This is a genomic window from Pseudomonas aeruginosa, from assembly GCF_001457615.1.
Lineage (GTDB): Bacteria > Pseudomonadota > Gammaproteobacteria > Pseudomonadales > Pseudomonadaceae > Pseudomonas > Pseudomonas aeruginosa.
In genome coordinates, this window is record NZ_LN831024.1 from 6,114,126 (window position 1) to 6,130,817 (window position 16,692).

At 68.2% G+C, this 16,692-nt stretch carries 15 protein-coding genes; 6 read left to right on the forward strand and 9 right to left on the reverse strand.

Features of this window, described 5'->3' with window-relative positions; all coding sequences use genetic code 11:
* Positions 1-4: 4 nt before the first annotated feature.
* The 4 genes from AT700_RS28045 to AT700_RS28060 all read right to left on the reverse strand — a co-directional run bounded on the left by AT700_RS28045 (position 5) and on the right by AT700_RS28060 (position 3,446).
* The gene (locus AT700_RS28045) at positions 5-484 is read right to left on the reverse strand and encodes a thioesterase family protein (RefSeq protein WP_003117175.1); all 480 of its coding nucleotides are present in this window, start codon (positions 482-484) and stop codon (positions 5-7) included.
* 50 nt (positions 485-534) lie between these two features.
* Complete coding sequence (locus tag AT700_RS28050) at positions 535-1,500, reverse strand: L-carnitine dehydrogenase (RefSeq protein ID WP_003096713.1); 966 nt, start codon at positions 1,498-1,500, stop codon at positions 535-537.
* A 50-nt stretch (positions 1,501-1,550) separates the two neighbouring features.
* Positions 1,551-2,435: a 3-keto-5-aminohexanoate cleavage protein gene (locus tag AT700_RS28055; protein WP_003096716.1), complete on the reverse strand. Its 885-nt coding sequence runs from the start codon at positions 2,433-2,435 to the stop codon at positions 1,551-1,553.
* A gap of 72 nt (positions 2,436-2,507) precedes the next feature.
* On the reverse strand, positions 2,508-3,446 hold the full coding sequence (locus AT700_RS28060) for a choline ABC transporter substrate-binding protein (RefSeq protein WP_003096718.1): 939 nt from the start codon (positions 3,444-3,446) through the stop codon (positions 2,508-2,510).
* A gap of 210 nt (positions 3,447-3,656) precedes the next feature.
* On the opposite strand from AT700_RS28060, the gene cdhR reads away from it, so the two are divergent.
* Positions 3,657-4,667, forward strand: a complete 1,011-nt coding sequence (gene cdhR / locus AT700_RS28065; protein ID WP_003114442.1) for an HTH-type transcriptional regulator CdhR — start codon at positions 3,657-3,659, stop codon at positions 4,665-4,667.
* On the opposite strand, the gene argE is transcribed toward cdhR, so the two are convergent.
* The 5 genes from argE to cls form a co-directional block, all read right to left on the reverse strand.
* Positions 4,597-5,751: an acetylornithine deacetylase gene (gene argE, locus AT700_RS28070; protein WP_003106035.1), complete on the reverse strand. Its 1,155-nt coding sequence runs from the start codon at positions 5,749-5,751 to the stop codon at positions 4,597-4,599. The two genes, cdhR and argE, sit on opposite strands and share 71 nt — an antisense overlap.
* 56 nt (positions 5,752-5,807) lie before the next feature.
* Positions 5,808-6,482, reverse strand: coding sequence for a DUF1028 domain-containing protein (locus AT700_RS28075; protein WP_003106037.1), 675 nt, complete (start codon positions 6,480-6,482; stop codon positions 5,808-5,810).
* A gap of 13 nt (positions 6,483-6,495) precedes the next feature.
* Entirely contained in the window at positions 6,496-6,918 is a 423-nt protein-coding gene (locus AT700_RS28080) for a RidA family protein (RefSeq protein ID WP_014603427.1), read from the reverse strand.
* The gene (locus AT700_RS28085) at positions 6,918-8,270 is read right to left on the reverse strand and encodes a flavin-containing monooxygenase (RefSeq protein ID WP_003122387.1); all 1,353 of its coding nucleotides are present in this window, start codon (positions 8,268-8,270) and stop codon (positions 6,918-6,920) included. The genes AT700_RS28080 and AT700_RS28085 overlap by 1 nt, the downstream gene beginning before the upstream one ends.
* Positions 8,271-8,563: 293 nt before the next feature.
* Entirely contained in the window at positions 8,564-10,036 is a 1,473-nt protein-coding gene (cls, locus tag AT700_RS28090; protein WP_073647824.1) for a cardiolipin synthase, read from the reverse strand.
* Between the two features lie 154 nt (positions 10,037-10,190).
* Here cls and AT700_RS28095 point away from each other — a divergent pair, with 154 nt between their 5' ends.
* From AT700_RS28095 to dgcB, 5 genes are all read left to right on the forward strand, one after another.
* Positions 10,191-10,661 carry a DUF1348 family protein gene (locus tag AT700_RS28095; RefSeq protein ID WP_003106041.1) on the forward strand — a complete coding sequence of 157 codons (471 nt, stop codon included), beginning with the start codon at positions 10,191-10,193 and terminating at the stop codon, positions 10,659-10,661.
* A 221-nt stretch (positions 10,662-10,882) separates the two neighbouring features.
* The gene (locus tag AT700_RS28100) at positions 10,883-11,860 is read left to right on the forward strand and encodes a dipeptidase (protein WP_003106042.1); all 978 of its coding nucleotides are present in this window, start codon (positions 10,883-10,885) and stop codon (positions 11,858-11,860) included.
* Positions 11,861-11,986: 126 nt separating this feature from the next.
* A complete protein-coding gene (locus tag AT700_RS28105) occupies positions 11,987-12,517 on the forward strand; it encodes a DUF5943 domain-containing protein (RefSeq protein ID WP_003107282.1) in 531 nt (176 codons plus the stop codon).
* A 15-nt stretch (positions 12,518-12,532) separates the two neighbouring features.
* Positions 12,533-14,593, forward strand: coding sequence for a dimethylglycine demethylation protein DgcA (gene dgcA / locus AT700_RS28110; RefSeq protein ID WP_003107280.1), 2,061 nt, complete (start codon positions 12,533-12,535; stop codon positions 14,591-14,593).
* A gap of 103 nt (positions 14,594-14,696) precedes the next feature.
* Entirely contained in the window at positions 14,697-16,658 is a 1,962-nt protein-coding gene (gene dgcB / locus AT700_RS28115; RefSeq protein WP_003107277.1) for a dimethylglycine demethylation protein DgcB, read from the forward strand.
* Positions 16,659-16,692: the final 34 nt, after the last annotated feature.

Below are 16,692 nucleotides of genomic sequence, written 5' to 3' on the forward strand. Positions count from 1 at the left end.
GCGCTCAGCGCACCGGCGGCAGGCCGATCACCCGACCGACACCTTCCGGCACGGGGAGCGCGCGATGTGCCTCGGCGAGCGCCTCGACCCGCGCCAGCACCTCGCCTTCGAACGGTACCGAGCGCGGGCCGTCGAGGCTGACGTGGAGCAGCATCTGCTCGCTCAGCGCCAGCGCCTGCCCGCTGCCAGGCAGGTACAGGGCATGGTGGATATGCAGGCGCTTGCGATCGTGACCGAGCAGTTGCGTACGCACCTCGACCCTGGCGCCCTCCTTCACCTCATGGAGGAAGTTCAGGTGGCATTCCAGGGTGAACAGCGAGTGTCCGCTGGCGTCGCGGTTCTGGCTGTCCAGGCCGATATGCGCCATCAGCGCATCGGTGGCGTAGCTGAACACCAGCAGGTAGAACGCATCGCGCAAGTGGCCGTTGTAGTCCACCCACTCGGGCAGGACCGGCGTCTCGTAGGTCGTCAGGACTTGGCTCATGGCAGGCTCCGTGGTTGCGCTACGCCCGGCGGGGCGGAAGGCGCGTCATGTCACTCGGCGAAGGCGAAGCCGTGCCGGGCCTTGGTTTCCCTGATCGCCCCGAGCACCGCCAGCAGGCAGTCGTCGCGGTAGCGCTCGAGCTCGGCGATGCTGCGCGCGCCCTGCTGCTCGGCGGTGCCCTCCACCACCCGGTCGATCAGGGCCTCGGTGAGTTCCGGCGCCGGCAGGTAGGTCCAGGGCAATTGCAGCGCCGGGCCGAACTGCGCCATGAAGTGGCGCATGCCGGCGTTGCCACCGGCCAGGGTGTAGGTCAGGAAGGTGCCCATGAACGACCAGCGCAGGCCGGCGCCGAAGCGGATCGCATCGTCGATCTCGCCGGTCGTGGCCACGCCGTCGTTGACCAGGTGCAGCGCCTCGCGCCAGAGCGCCTCGAGCAAGCGGTCGGCGATGAAGCCGGGCACTTCCTTGCGTACGTGCAGCGGACGCATGCCCAGCGATTCGTAGACCCGCATCGCCGCCCGCACGGCCTCGGCAGCGGTGCGTTCGCCGCCGACCACCTCCACCAGCGGCAGCAGGTAGACCGGGTTGAACGGGTGGCCGACCAGGCAGCGCTCGGGGTGGCTCGCCTCGGCGTAGAACTCGCTGGGCAGCAGGCCCGAGGTGGAGGAACCGATCAGCACGTCGGGCCGCGCCGCGGCGCTGATCCTGGCGTGCAGGTCGAGCTTCAGGTCGAGCCGCTCGGGGGCGCTCTCCTGGATGAAATCGGCGTCGCCCACGCATTCCTCGATGCTCGCGACGAAGCGCAGGCGCTCCTGCGCCGCGCCGGGCGCCAGGCCCTGTTTCCGCAAGGCCGGCCAGGCATTGGCGACGCGCGCGCGCAACGCCGCTTCGGCGCCCGGCGCCGGATCCCAGGCGACGACGTCGAGGCCGTGGGCCAGGGCGCGGGCGATCCAGCCGCTGCCGATGACGCCGCTACCGAGGGCGGCGAAGGTCTTGATCTCGGTGACGAAGGACATGGACATCTCCAGAAGTTGTTCCCGCCCCCGACGGGGCGGGGAGGAAGAAATCAGCGCGGCTTCAGGTTCATCCTGCGGCGCCCTTCCGCCGGGCTCAGGGCGCGCCCGCCGAGGCGCTCGATGATCTCGATGGCGCGCTCCACCAGGCTGCCGTTGCTCGCCGGCACGCCCTTGTCCAGCCAGATGTTGTCCTCCAGGCCGACCCGCACGTTGCCGCCCAGCAACATGGCCTGGGCGACCATCGGCATCTGCGTGCGGCCGATGCCGAAGCCGGCCCAGGTCGCCCCCGGCGGCAGGTTGTCGGCCATCGCCTTCATGGTCGTGGTATCGGCCGGCGCGCCCCAGGGAATGCCCAGGCAGATCTGGAACAGCGGATCCTCCAGCAGCCCTTCCTTGAGCATCTGCTTGGCGAACCAGAGGTGGCCGGTATCGAAGATTTCCAGCTCGGCCTTGACCCCCAGCTCGGTGATGCGCCGGGCGCCGGCGCGCAGTTGCGCAGGGGTGGAGACGTAGATGTAGTCGCCGTCGCCGAAATTGAGGGTGCCGCAGTCCAGGGTGCAGATTTCCGGCAGCAGCTCCTCGACATGCCTGAGCCGCTCCAGCGGGCCGACCAGGTCGGTGCCGGCACCGAACTCCAGGGGCTGCTCGCCCTTGCCGATCTCCAGGTCGCCGCCCATGCCGGCGGTGAGGTTGATGATCACGTCGGTGTCGCTTTCGCGGATACGCTCGACCACTTCACGGTACAGCGCCACGTCGCGGCTGGGCTTGCCGGTGGCGGGGTCGCGGACATGGCAGTGGGCGACGGTGGCGCCGGCCCTGGCCGCCTCGATGGCGGCCTCGGCAATCTGTTTCGGAGTGACCGGGATCGCCGGATGCCGGCCGACGGTATCGCCGGCGCCGGTCACCGCGCAGGTGACGATGACTTCATGGTTCACGGTGGTAGCTTCCTGTATTCGGGGTCTACGAAGCCCCGCTCGGCCGCGCCGGGCGGAACGGATAGGTGCGGGTTACTTCAGCGAGGCCTGGAGCGCGGCCAGGCCGTCCTTGCCGTCGAAGGTGCTCACGCCATCCAGCCAGGCCTTCAGCGGCTCGGGGTTGGCCTTCAGCCACTGCCGCGCGGCGTCGAGGGGCTGGGTGCGATCGAGGATCGGCGCCATCACCTGGCTGACCTGGGCGCTGCTGAAGCGCAGGTTGTGCAGCAGCCGGGCGACATTGCCGCACTGCGCCTGGTAGCCGGCGGCGGTCATGGTGGAGACGGTGGCCGCGCCTTCGTCGGGACCGAACACATCCTCGCTGCCGGTGAGGTAGGTCATGTCGATCTGCAGGTTCATCGGATGCGGCTTCCAGCCGAAGAACACCACCCACTGCTTGCGCTTGATCGCCCGCTTCACCGCCGTGAGCATCCCGGCCTCGCTGGACTCCACCAGCTGGAAGCCCTTCAGGCCGAAACGGTTGTCGTCGATCATCTTCCGGGTGATGCGGTTCGAGCCGCTGCCCGGCTCGATAGCGTAGATGCGGCCGCCAAGCTTGTCCTTGAAGCGGGCGATGTCGGCGAAGGTCTTCAGCCCGCCCTCGGCGACGTAGCTCGGCACCGCATAGGTGGACTGCGCGTCGGCCAGGGTCGGCGGCTCGATCACTTCGATCCGGCCTTTGTCCAGATAAGGCCTGGCGACCGGCTGCATGGTCGGTTGCCAGTAGCCGAGGAACAGGTCCAGCTGCTTGTCGGCCAGGCCGGCCAGGACGATCTGTTGCGAGGCGCTGGTCTGCTTCACCTGGTAGCCCAGGCCGTCGAGCAAGGCTTCGGCCACGGCGCTGCTGGCGACCACGTCGGTCCAGTTCACCGTGCCCAGGCGCACCGTGCGGCACTGCTCGGGTTCGGCGGCCAGGGCGGCGCCACTGGCCAGGATCAGCAGGGCGCAGCCCAGCTGGCGAATCGTCGTCTTCATCGGTCTCCCCTCGTGCGGCTATTGATTGTTTTTCTGCGAGGTGGGCGCCGGCCCCTTGCGAGACCGACCCTGGCGACCAAGGTACGCAGCCGGGACGGCGGCGAAGCGCACTGCGGCGACCAGCTCTTGCACTGCAGCGACCTGGCCATTGCCAAGCGCGGCGGGCCTGCGCTACACACAGGCTGCGCAACCTCAACCCCGGAGCGCCCCATGTCCCAGGACTTCTGGTTTCTCCTGCTGCCCGGCTTCTCGGTAATGGGCTTCGTTTCCGCCGTGGAGCCACTGCGAGTGGCCAACCGCTTCCACGCCGACCTCTACCGCTGGCACGTGCTCAGCGCCGACGGCGGTCCGGTGCTGGCCAGCAATGGCATGTCGGTGAACAGCGACGGCGCGCTGGAGCCGCTGAAGAAAGGCGACCTGCTGTTCGTGGTGGCCGGTTTCGAGCCGCTGCGGGCGGTCACCCCGGCCCTGGTGCAGTGGCTGCGCAAGCTCGATCGCAACGGCGTGACCCTCGGTGGCATCGATACCGGCAGCGTGGTGCTGGCCGAGGCCGGTCTGCTCGACGGGCGCCGCGCGACCCTGCACTGGGAAGCCATCGACGCCTTCCAGGAGTCCTACCCGCAACTGAGCGTGACCCAGGAGCTGTTCGAGATCGACGGTCCGCGCATCACCTCGGCCGGCGGCACCGCCTCCATCGACCTGATGCTCGACCTGATCGCCCAGGCCCACGGTCCGCAACTGGCGGTGCAGGTTTCCGAGCAGTTCGTGCTCGGCCGCATCCGCCCGCGCCAGGACCACCAGCGCCTGCAGGTGGCGACCCGCTATGGCGTGAGCAACCGCAAGCTGGTGCAGGTGATCGGCGAGATGGAGCGGCATACCGAGCCGCCACTGACCACCCTGGAGCTGGCCGAGCGCATCCAGGTCACCCGCCGCCAGCTGGAACGGCTGTTCCGCGTGCACCTGGACGACACGCCCTCGAACTTCTACCTCGGCCTGCGCCTGGACAAGGCCCGCCAGTTGCTGCGCCAGACCGACCTCAGCGTGCTACAGGTGAGCCTGGCCTGCGGCTTCGAGTCGCCGTCGTACTTCTCCCGCAGCTACCGCGCGCGCTTCGCCGCCAGTCCCAGCCAGGATCGCGCGGTGCTGCCGCTCAAGGCTCCCGCAGCCACGCCGCCAGGCGCGCCAGCAGGGCATCGCACGCCTCGAGCTGAGCGAGGCTGACGAACTCGTCCGGCTTGTGGCCCTGGTCCATGCTGCCGGGACCGCAGATCACCGCCGGGATACCGGCCTGGTGGAACAGCCCGCCCTCGGTGCCGAAGGCCACGGTGGAGAAATCCGTCGAACCGCTGAGCAGGCCGATCAGCTCCGCCGCCTGGCTGTCGTCTGCGGTGAGCAGGCCGGGATAGGCCGATAGCGGCGTGAAGCGGATATCGGTACTTCGCTCCACCGCGCGCATCCGCGGCAGCAGTTCGCTTTCGGCATAGTCGCGGAGTTCCTCGGCGACCTGCCGCGGGTCGTCCGCCGGCAGCGCGCGGACCTCGAAGTCGAAGCGGCACTCGGCGGGCACGATGTTCAGCGCCCGGCCGCCCTGGATCAGTCCGGTCTGCACCGTCGAGTAGGGCGGGTCGAAACGCCGGTCGTGGCGCTCCGGCACCGCCAGGCGCGCGCCGATCTCGCCGAGGCGGCCGATCAGCCGCGCGGCGTATTCGATGGCATTCACCCCCTGCGGCGCGTAGGCCGAATGGCAGGCCGCGCCGTGCACCTCGCAGCGCATGGCCAGCTTGCCCTTGTGGCCGAGCACCGGCTTCAGCTCGGTGGGCTCGCCGATGATGCACAGCAACGGCTTGTGCGGACGCCGCTCCAGCGCCGCGAGCAGCGAACGGACGCCCAGGCAGCCGACTTCCTCGTCGTAGGAGAACGCCAGGTGCACCGGCAGGCGCAACGGCGCGGCGAGGAACGCCGGGACGGCCGCCAGCACGCAGGCCAGGTAGCCCTTCATGTCCGCCGTGCCACGCCCGTAGAGGCGGCCATCGCGCTCGCTGAGCCGGAACGGCGGCACGCTCCAGGCCTGGCCGTCCGCCGGCACCACGTCGGTATGCCCGGAAAGGCAGACGCCGCCACGGTCGCTGGGGCCGATGGTGGCATAGAGATTGGCCTTGCGGCCGTCGGCGTCGAAGAACAGTTCGCTGTCGACGCCGAAACCCGCCAGGTAGTCGCGGACGTAGTCGATCAGCGCCAGGTTGGACTCGCGGCTGACGGTGTCGAAGGCCACCAGGTCGGCGAGGATGTCGCGGCTGCCGGGCATGTCGGGCTCCAGGGCGCAGGTCTCGCGCTGCGCCGTCGAGGAAGGGAACGACCCGCTCACTCGTCGCCGGGCACGCCGTAGCTCGGCGCACGGGTCGGGTCGAGGGCGCGGGTCACATAGTCCTGCATCTGCGGCTTGTAGGCGAGCCACAGTCGCTCGAGCTGGCCGATGGGGTCGTGCTCGGCCCAGTCGACGCGCAGGTCGACCACCGGCCAGAGCAGGTCGCCGACCACCGACAGCGCCGCCGAATGCACCGGCCCGGCTTCGCCACCAGCGGCCAGCGCGGCACGCATCGCCGCCAGCAGGCGCTCGGCGAGCAGGCCTTCGGCGTTCTCGAAGGCATCCACCATCGCCTCGATCACTTCCGGCGCGGCCAGCAGGTTGCCGGCCGCCACGCATTGTTCGCCGGCCCGCGCATGGTGGACGCCGAGCGCCTCGCGGCCGGTGAACAACGCGGTGCGGCCGTGCTGGTCGATCACCGTGACCTGGCGATACTGGCCATAGCCGTTGCTGCTCAGCGCCTGGTCCAGCGCTTCGCCAGGGGCCAGGCCCTGGTCGAGGCGGTCGAGGATCTGCGGGCCGAGCGCCGGCAGGGTGATGTTCTGCGTAGCCACCGCGCCGGTGCCGGCGCGCAGCCAGGGACAACGGGCGCCGACGGCGATGCTCGACGAGCTGATGGCGATGCCCAGCTGGCCGGTTTCGGCGCAGCGGCCGACGATGGAAAAGGTCATGGCGCGCGCCTCCTCATTGCTGCCAGTCGCCGGGAATCACCGCGATCACGTCGATCTCCATCAGCCACTGCGGCTGGCCGAGGGCCGAGACCACCAGTCCGGTGGAGATCGGGAACACCCCTTTGAGCCACTTGCCGACTTCGCGATAGACCGGCTCGCGGTAGCGCGGATCGATCAGGTAGGTGGTGGTCTTGACGATGTGCGAGAGGTCGCTGCCGGCTTCCTCAAGCAGTTGCTTGACGTTCTTCATCGCCTGCTCGGCCTGGGCGCGCGGGTCGCCGAGGCCGACCAGGTTGCCGTCGAAGTCGGTGCCGACCTGGCCGCGCACGTACACCGTGTTGCCGGCGCGCACGGCCTGGCAGAGATCGTTGTCCAGGGACTGGTTGGGGTAGGTGTCCTTGGTGTTGAACATGCGAATGCGGGTATGGGTAGGCATCAGCTGACTTCCTGGAGGCTGGTTTGCGGAGCTTGCGAGGCGCGGTCCTGTTCCTGGCGCTGGGCGGCGTCGCGGTATGCGAGGTACTTGCGCTGGATGGCGATGTGGTCGGCGACATGGCGCGCGTCGTGCCAGACGCCCCAGATGAACGAGGAGCCGCGCCGCGACAGCCAGGGCAGGCCGATGAAATACACGCCGGGTTCGCTGGACACGCCACGCTGGTGGCGCGGCTTGCCGTCGCGGTCGAAGGCATCGACCTGCAGCCAGCCGAAGTCGACGGCATAGCCGGTGGCCCAGATGATGCTGCCCACCCCGGCCTCGGCCAGGTCCAGTTCGAGGATCGGATCGGTCACGCACTGCGGGTCCGGCAGCCGGCGGCGCGCCTCGGGCTCTTCCGGCAGGTCAAGGCCGTTGCGGGCGATATAGGCGTCGGCGGCGTCGAGCAACGCCAGGTAGTTCTCGTCGCCGCGCGCCAGGTTCTCCGCCAGGTCCGGCCGGAAGGTCGCGACGCCGTCGACGAAGGATTCGGTCAGTCCGACCAGGGTCACGCCCTGATGCGCCAGGGCGCGGAAGTCCACGGTATGTCCGCCGCGGGCACCGCTCACGGCGATGGTCACATGCTCGCGCCCGGGCTTGGCGACTTCCGCATCCCATTCGCCGAGCACGCCCAGCCACCAGCAGAAGTCGCGGTTGCGGTAGGAACGCGGCGGACGGTCATGAGCGCCCACCGAGAGGTAGACCTGGCGCCCGGCACGTTGCAGCTCGTCGGCGATCTGTACCCCCGACGAACCGGCGCCGACCACCAGTACCGCACCTTCGGGCAGCTGCTGCGGGTTGTAGTAGTGGGCCGAGTGGATCTGCCGGATACGCTCGTCGCGCGGCGCGATCGGCGGGATCACCGGACGCTGGAACGGGCCAGTGGCGGCGACCACGCGGTTGGCCTCGATGGTCCCTGCGGAGGTGTCCACGGTGAAGCCGGGGCGGCCGACATTGCGCACCACCTTCCTCACCTCGACGCCGGTACGGATCGGCGCGTCGAATTTCTTCGCGTAGGCCTCGAAATAGGCCGCCACCTGGTCCTTGCCGGGGAAACCGTCGGGATCGATGTCGAATTCCATTCCCGGGAAGCGGTCGTGCCAGGCCGGGCCGTTGGCCACCAGCGAATCCCAGCGTCCGCTGCGCCAGGCCTCGGCGATGCGGTTGCGCTCCAGGACCAGGTGCGGCACGCCGAGCCGGCTCAGGTGCTCGCTCATCGCCACGCCGGCCTGGCCGGCGCCGACGACGAGGGTGTCGGTCTTTTCCACGGTCCCGTCCGTGCGCGAGGGCAAGGCGGTGCGATTCAGGTCGGTCATGGCTCGGTTCCTCGGACTCTGGTCGTTCTTGTTCTGCGGTTGCGTGATGGCCGCATTCTGTTCAGAGCCGGGGAATAGCGAAATTATGATTTTTGTAGTCGCTGGCTAGGGAAAAGCTGCACGCCCGCGCGGTCGGCGGGCGGCAGAGGCGTCGCTCAGGACCTGCCGACGATCTGGCGAGCTGGAGAAACCGGGCGAAAACGGACGGGGAAGCGGAGTCCCCGAACGGCAACCGAGCTTTCCGAAGCCGTTTCCAACGCGGTTTTGCCGACGTACAGAGTTCGCGAAGGTTTTCAGAGGATCGGCGAGACCAGCCGCGCCACGCGCATCCCCAGTTGCTGCAGGCGGCGCACGCTGCGGCGGTCTTCCGGAGTGAATTCGAGCGACTCGGCGAAGTCCGCCTCGAGCATCGCCTCCACCTCGCCGGCGAAGCCCTCGTCGACGGTCACCACCATCACCTCGAAATTCAGCCGGAACGAACGGTTGTCCAGGTTGGCGCTGCCGACGGCGGCGGTGTCGCGGTCCACCAGCACCACCTTCTGGTGGAGGAAGCCGGGCTGGTAGCGGAACACCTTGACCCCGGCACGGATCGCCTCCAGCGCGTAGAGGCTGGACGCGGCATACACCGTGCGGTGGTCCGGGCGCGAGGGTATCAGCAGGCGCACGTCGACGCCGCGCAGCACCGCCAGGCGCAGGGCGGCCATCACCGCTTCGTCGGGAACGAAATACGGCGAGGTGATCCAGACCCGCTCGTGGGCGGCGTTGATCATCTCGACGAAGAACAGCGAGCAGGTTTCCTGGGCATCCGCCGGACCGCTGGCGACTACCTGGCAGAGCGCGCCCTCGCTGTCGTACTGCGGCGGCAGGATCAGCGGCGGCAGGCTGTGGGTCGCCCAGTACCAGTCCTCGGCGAAGCTTTCCTGCAGGCACGCCACCGCCGGCCCGCGCAGTTCCATGTGGGTGTCGCGCCAGGGCGCCAGCGGCGGCTTCTCGCCGAGGTACTCGACGCCGACGTTGTGCCCGCCGACGAAACCGCACTCGCCATCCACCACCACGACCTTGCGGTGGTTGCGGAAATTCACCTGGAAGCGGTTGAGCATGCCGCTGCCGGTGCTGAAGCCATGCATCTGCACGCCGCCCTGGCGCATCCGCTCGACATAGCGGTGCGGCAGCGCGTGGCTGCCGATGGCGTCATAGAGGAAGAACACCTCGACGCCGTTGGCCGCACGTTCCAGCAGCAGTTGCTGGAGGCGCTGGCCAAGGGCGTCGTCGCGGACGATGAAGAACTGCACCAGGATCACCTGGCGGGCGGCGGAAATCGCCTTGAACATCGCCTCGAAGCTGGCCTCGCCGTTGACCAGCAGGCGCACCCGGTTGTTCGCCAGGGTCGGCGTGCGGGTCATCCGCACCAGCGCCTTGAGCCCCTTGTAGCCGCTGACCTGGCGGGCCGCCAGGGCCTCCTCGACCCAGGGACGCCAGTCCAGCTCGGCGGCCGCCAGGTGCATCTCGCGGTTGGCCTGGCGCCGCGCCTCGATGTAGGCGTCGAAACGGCTGCGACCGAACACCAGGTACGGCAGCAGGGTCAGGTACGGCATGAATACCAACGAGGTGGCCCAGGCGATCGCGCCCTGGGCGGTGCGCACGGTGAGCACGGCATGGATGGCGGCGACGAAGCCGAGTACCTGGATACCGACCAGCAGCAGGCCGAGGTAGGTGGTGGAGGTCATTGCGCGAGGTCGATCCTTGTCCACTCCGGTGGCGGCCATCATAGCCCTCTCCGGGGTAGGTCTGGCCAGCCTGGCAAACAGCCAGGGGGGCGAGGCGGGATTGGCAGGATCCGTGGGATCGACGTCATTCGGCCGCGCTCGCCCTGCCCTACGCTGTTCCCATCGAAAACCACCGCAGACCGAGGAGCCCGCCATGAGCGACGTCCGTCCCCCGCTTCCCCCCTTCACCGCCGAAACCGCCGCGCAGAAGGTCCGCGCCGCCGAGGACGGCTGGAACAGCCGCGACCCGCAGCGCGTCTCGCTGGCCTACAGTCCCGACAGCGTCTGGCGCAATCGCTCGACCTTCGTCCGCGGCCGCGAGCGGATCGTCGAATTCCTCAGCGGCAAGTGGCAGCGCGAGCAGGAGTACCGGCTGATCAAGGAACTCTGGGCGTTTACCGGCAACCGCATCGCCGTGCGCTTCGCCTATGAATGGCACGACGACTCGGGCAACTGGTTCCGCTCCTACGGCAACGAGAACTGGGCGTTCGACGAGCAGGGATTGATGTACGAACGTCACGCCAGCATCAACGACCTGCCGATCCGCGAGGACCAGCGGCTGTTCCGCTGGCCGCTGGGGCGCCGGCCGGACAACCATCCGTCGCTCGGCGAACTCGGCCTCTGAACCCGCGCCGGCAGGGGCGCGCGCACTCCCCGTTGCCGGCCCCGGGCGGCCAGCGCCTGTTCCATCCGCGACATTGCCCTCCGTCGTTGCGGTCGCACGCTTGACGCTTTCGGCACGACCCTGGTCGTTTTCGGGCCGGGTCGCGCCGGGCCCCGACGATATGCTGCCCCCAAAGCGTCGGCACAAGTCCCGGCGCGCCCAGCCTGAAAGGGGTATGCCAGATGAGCCCAGCCGAATTGCACGCCGACAGCATCGTCATCGACGGTCTGATCATCGCCAAGTGGAACCGCGAACTGTTCGAGGACATGCGCAAGGGCGGCCTGACCGCCGCCAATTGCACCGTATCGGTATGGGAAGGCTTCCAGGCGACGGTGAACAATATCGTCGCCAGCAACAAGCTGATCCGCGACAACAGCGACCTGGTGATCCCGGTGCGCAGCACCGCGGACATCCGCAAGGCCAAGGAGCAGGGCAAGACCGGCATCCTCTACGGTTTCCAGAATGCCCACGCATTCGAGGACCAGATCGGCTACGTCGAGGTGTTCAAGCAGCTCGGCGTGGGCATCGTGCAGATGTGCTACAACACCCAGAACCTGGTCGGCACCGGCTGCTACGAGCGTGACGGCGGGCTCTCCGGCTTCGGTCGGGAGATCGTCGCGGAGATGAACCGGGTCGGCATCATGTGCGACCTCTCCCACGTCGGCAGCAAGACTTCCGAAGAGGTCATCCTCGAATCGAAGAAGCCGGTCTGCTACTCCCACTGCCTGCCGTCCGGCCTCAAGGAACACCCGCGCAACAAGTCCGACGAGGAGCTGAAGTTCATCGCCGATCATGGCGGCTTCGTCGGTGTGACCATGTTCGCGCCGTTCCTCAAGAAAGGCATCGACTCGACCATCGACGACTACGCCGAGGCCATCGAGTACGTGATGAACATCGTCGGCGAGGACGCCATCGGCATCGGCACCGATTTCACCCAGGGCCACGGCCACGACTTCTTCGAGTGGCTGACCCACGACAAGGGCTACGCCCGGCGCCTGACCAACTTCGGCAAGATCGTCAACCCGCTGGGCATCCGCACCGTCGGCGAATTCCCCAACCTCACCGAGACCCTGCTCGAGCGCGGCATGCCCGAGCGCGTGGTGCGCAAGGTGATGGGCGAGAACTGGGTAAGGGTCCTGCGCGACGTCTGGGGCGAGTAACTCCCGGCCCACTCCCGACTCGTCGCCTCTTCCTCAAGGGAGCGGCATTGCATCGCACCCATCTTCCCTCTCCCCGCCTCTCTCCCTGAAGGGAGAGAGGGAGTCAAAAGAATCGGAGCTTACACCATGGCCAAACATGCCCCCCAACTGCCCATCGAGGTCGACAGCGAGACCGGCGTCTGGACCACTGACGCCCTGCCGATGCTCTACGTACCGCGACATTTCTTCGTCAACAACCACATGGGCATCGAGGAAGTGCTGGGCGCCGACGCCTACGCCGAGATCCTCTACAAGGCCGGCTACAAGTCCGCCTGGCACTGGTGCGAGAAGGAAGCCGAATGTCACGGCCTGGAGGGCGTGGCGGTGTTCGAGCACTACATGAAGCGCCTGTCCCAGCGCGGCTGGGGCCTGTTCGAGATCGAGCGGATCAACCTCGAGGAAGGCACCGCCGAGGTCCGCCTGCGGCACTCCGCCTTCGTCTACGTCTACGGCAAGGTCAATCGCAAGGTCGATTACATGTTCACCGGCTGGTTCGCCGGCGCCATGGACCAGATCCTCGCCGCCCGTGGCAGCAGCCTGCGCACCGTGGCCGAACAGGTCTACAGCGGCGCCGAGGACGGTCACGAAGACGGCCTGTTCGTCGTCAAACCCCTGTAAGCCGAGGAAAGGGTCATGGCCTTCGAAGCAATGTTCCAGCCGATCCAGATCGGCAAGCTGACCATCCGCAACCGCGTGCTCTCCACCGCCCACGCCGAGGTCTACGCCACCGACGGCGGGATGACCACCGAGCGCTACGTGAAGTACTACGAGGAAAAGGCCAAGGGCGGCATCGGCCTGGCCATCTGTGGCGGCTCCTCGGTGGTCGCCATCGACAGCCCGCAGCAGTGGTGGAGTTCGGTGAACCTGTCCACCGACCGGATCATCCCGCACTTCCAGAACCTGGCGGACGCCATGCACAAGCACGGCGCCAAGATCATGATCCAGATTACCCACATGGGGCGCCGTTCGCGCTGGGACGGCTACCACTGGCCGACCCTGATGTCGCCGTCGGGTATCCGCGAGCCGGTGCACCGCGCCACCTGCAAGACCATCGAGGTGGAGGAGATCTGGCGGGTCATCGGCAACTACGCGCAGGCCGCCCGCCGCGCCAAGGAAGGCGGCCTGGACGGCGTCGAGCTGTCCGCCGTGCACCAGCACATGATCGACCAGTTCTGGAGCCCACGGGTCAACAAGCGCACCGACGAATGGGGCGGTAGCTTCGAGGGGCGCATGAAGTTCGGCCTCGAGGTGCTCAAGGCGGTGCGCGCCGAGGTCGGCGAGGACTTCTGCGTCGGCATGCGCATCTGCGGCGACGAGTTCCACCCGGACGGCCTGTCCCACGAGGACATGAAGCAGATCGCCAAGTACTACAGCGATACCGGCATGCTCGACTTCATCGGCGTGGTCGGCTCCGGCTGCGACACCCACAATACCCTGGCCAACGTCATCCCCAACATGACCTTCCCGCCGGAGCCGTTCCTGCACCTGGCGGCCGGCATCAAGGAAGTGGTCGACGTGCCGGTGCTACACGCGCAGAACATCAAGGACCCGAACCAGGCCACGCGCATCCTCGAAGGCGGCTACGTGGACATGGTCGGCATGACTCGCGCGCACATCGCCGACCCGCACCTGATCGCCAAGATCAAGATGGGCCAGGTCGACCAGATCAAGCAGTGCGTCGGCGCCAACTACTGCATCGACCGCCAGTACCAGGGCCTGGACGTGCTGTGCATCCAGAACGCCGCGACCTCCCGCGAATACATGGGCGTGCCGCACATCATCGAGAAGTCCGCCGGACCGAAGCGCAAGGTGGTGGTGGTCGGCGGCGGGCCGGCCGGGATGGAAGCGGCCCGCGTGGCGGCCGAGCGTGGCCACGACGTGACCCTGTTCGAGAAGAAGGAGCAGCTCGGCGGCCAGATCACCACCGCCGCCAAGGCGCCGCAACGCGACCAGATCGCCGGCATCACCCGTTGGTACCAGCTGGAGCTGGCGCGCCTGGGCATCGACCTGCGCCTGGGCACCGCGGCCGACCCCGAGACCATCCTCGACCTGCGCCCGGACGTGGTGGTGCTGGCCAACGGCGGACATCCGTTCCTCGAGCAGAACGAACACTGGGGCGCCGCCGAAGGCCTCGTGGTGAGCAGCTGGGACGTGCTCGACGGCACGGTCGAGCCAGGCAAGAACGTGCTGGTCTACGACACCATCTGCGAGTTCAGCGGCATGTCGGTGGCGGACTTCCTCGCCGACAAGGGCGCCCAGGTGGAGATCGTCACCGACGACATCAAGCCGGGCGTGGCCATCGGCGGCACCACCTTCCCCACCTACTACCGCAGCATGTATCCCAAGGAAGTGATCATGACCGGCGACCTCATGCTGGAGAAGGTCTACCGCGAGGGCGACAAGCTGGTGGCGGTGCTGGAGAACGAATACACCGGCGCGCGGGAAGAGCGGGTGGTCGACCAGGTGGTGGTGGAAAACGGCGTGCGCCCCGACGAGAGCCTCTACTACGCGCTCAAGCAGGGCTCGCGGAACAAGGGCCAGATCGACGTCGAGGCGCTGTTCGCGATCCAGCCGCAGCCCTGCCTCAGCCAGTCCGGAGAAGGCTACCTGCTGTTCCGCATCGGCGACTGCGTGGCCCAGCGCAACACCCATGCGGCGATCTATGACGCGCTGCGCTTGTGCAAGGATTTCTAAGACACGCCTCGTGGCATCCGACCGGCACGGCCGGCCCCCCTCTCCCGCAAGCGGGAGAGGAGGCCGATCCAGCGCCGCCTGACGTCCCGCAGGGAGACCAGAAATGCTCGACACCCTCCTCCCCGTCCTGCTCTTCGCCGCCCTGGCACTTGCCGTGCTCGGCGCCGCGAAGCGCTTCCTCATGTGGCGCCGCGGCCGACCCGCCAAGGTCGACTGGATCGGCGGCCTCATGCAGATGCCGCGTCGCTACCTGGTGGACCTGCACCATGTGGTAGAGCGCGACAGGTACATGTCCAGGACCCACGTCGCCACCGCCGGCGGCTTCGTCCTGGCGGCGCTGCTGGCGATCCTGGTACACGGTTTCGGGCTGCACGGCCGGATCCTCGGCTTCGCCCTGCTGGCGGCCACGGCGCTGATGTTCGTCGGCGCGCTGTTCGTCGCCCGCCGCCGCCTCGACCCACCGTCGCGGCTGTCGAAGGGCCCCTGGATGCGCCTGCCGAAGAGCCTGCTGGCGTTCGCCGCGAGCTTCTTCCTCGCCACCCTGCCGGTGGCCGGGATCCTGCCGGAAGGCTTCGGCGGCTGGTTCCTCGCCGGCCTCCTCGCCATTGGCGTGGCCTGGGGCGTGTCCGAGCTGTTCCTCGGCATGACCTGGGGCGGGCCGATGAAGCACGCCTTCGCCGGTGCCCTGCACCTGGCCTGGCACCGCCGCGCCGAACGCTTCGGCGGCGGCCGCTCCACCGGCCTCAAGGCGCTCGACCTGGCCGATCCGCAGGCGCCGCTGGGCGTGGAAAAGCCCAGCGACTTCACCTGGAACCAGTTGCTCGGGTTCGACGCCTGCGTGCAGTGCGGCAAGTGCGAGGCGATGTGCCCGGCGTTCGCCGCCGGCCAGCCGCTGAACCCGAAGAAGCTGATCCAGGACATGGTCATCGGCCTGGCCGGAGGCAACGACGCGAAGTTCGCCGGCAGCCCCTATCCAGGCAAACCGCTGGGCGAGCACGGCGGCGGCCCGCACCAGCCGATCGTCGCGCTGGATGGCAAGGCCCTGGTCGACGCCGACACCCTGTGGTCCTGCACCACCTGCCGGGCCTGCGTCGAGGAGTGCCCGATGATGATCGAGCACGTCGACGCCATCGTCGACATGCGCCGCCACCTGACCCTGGAGAAAGGCGCCACGCCGAACAAGGGCGCCGAGGTGCTGGACAACCTGATCGCCACCGACAACCCCGGCGGCTTCGCCCCCGGCGGCCGGTTGAACTGGGCGGCCGACCTGAACCTGCCGCTGATGAGCGAGAAGAAGAGCGCCGACGTGCTGTTCTGGGTCGGCGATGGCGCCTTCGACATGCGCAACCAGCGCACCCTGCGCGCCTTCGTGAAGATCCTCAAGGCAGCCGCGGTGGACTTCGCCGTGCTCGGCCTGGAGGAGCGCGACAGCGGCGACGTGGCGCGCCGGCTGGGCGACGAGGCGACCTTCCAGAACCTGGCCAGGCGCAATATCGCGACCCTGGCGAAATACCGCTTCACCCGCATCGTCAGCTGCGACCCGCACAGCTTCCATGTGCTGAAGAACGAATACGGCGCCCTCGGCGGCGACTACCAGGTACTGCACCACAGCACCTTCATCGACGAACTGCTGCGCGCCGGCACGCTGCAACCGGGCCGCAGCAAGGCCGGCAGCGTCACCTACCACGACCCCTGCTACCTGGGCCGCTACAACGGCGAGTACGAGGCGCCGCGCAACGTGCTGCGCGCACTCGGCATCGAGGTCAAGGAAATGCAACGCTCCGGCTTCCGCTCGCGCTGTTGCGGCGGCGGTGGCGGCGCGCCGATCACCGACATCCCCGGCAAGCAACGGATTCCCGACATGCGCATGGCCGACATCCGCGAGACCGGCGCCGAGCTGGTGGCCGTCGGCTGCCCGCAGTGCACCGCGATGCTCGAAGGCGTAGTGGCGCCGCGGCCGGAGATCAAGGACATCGCCGAGCTGGTAGCGGAAGCGCTGATAGAACAGGCGGAAGCGCCGGCAAAAAAGCCGTTGCGGCGTGAAGCCGTGGCGGAGGTGCATTGATGAGAGTGTCGAGCTTCACATCGAACCCGCTGCT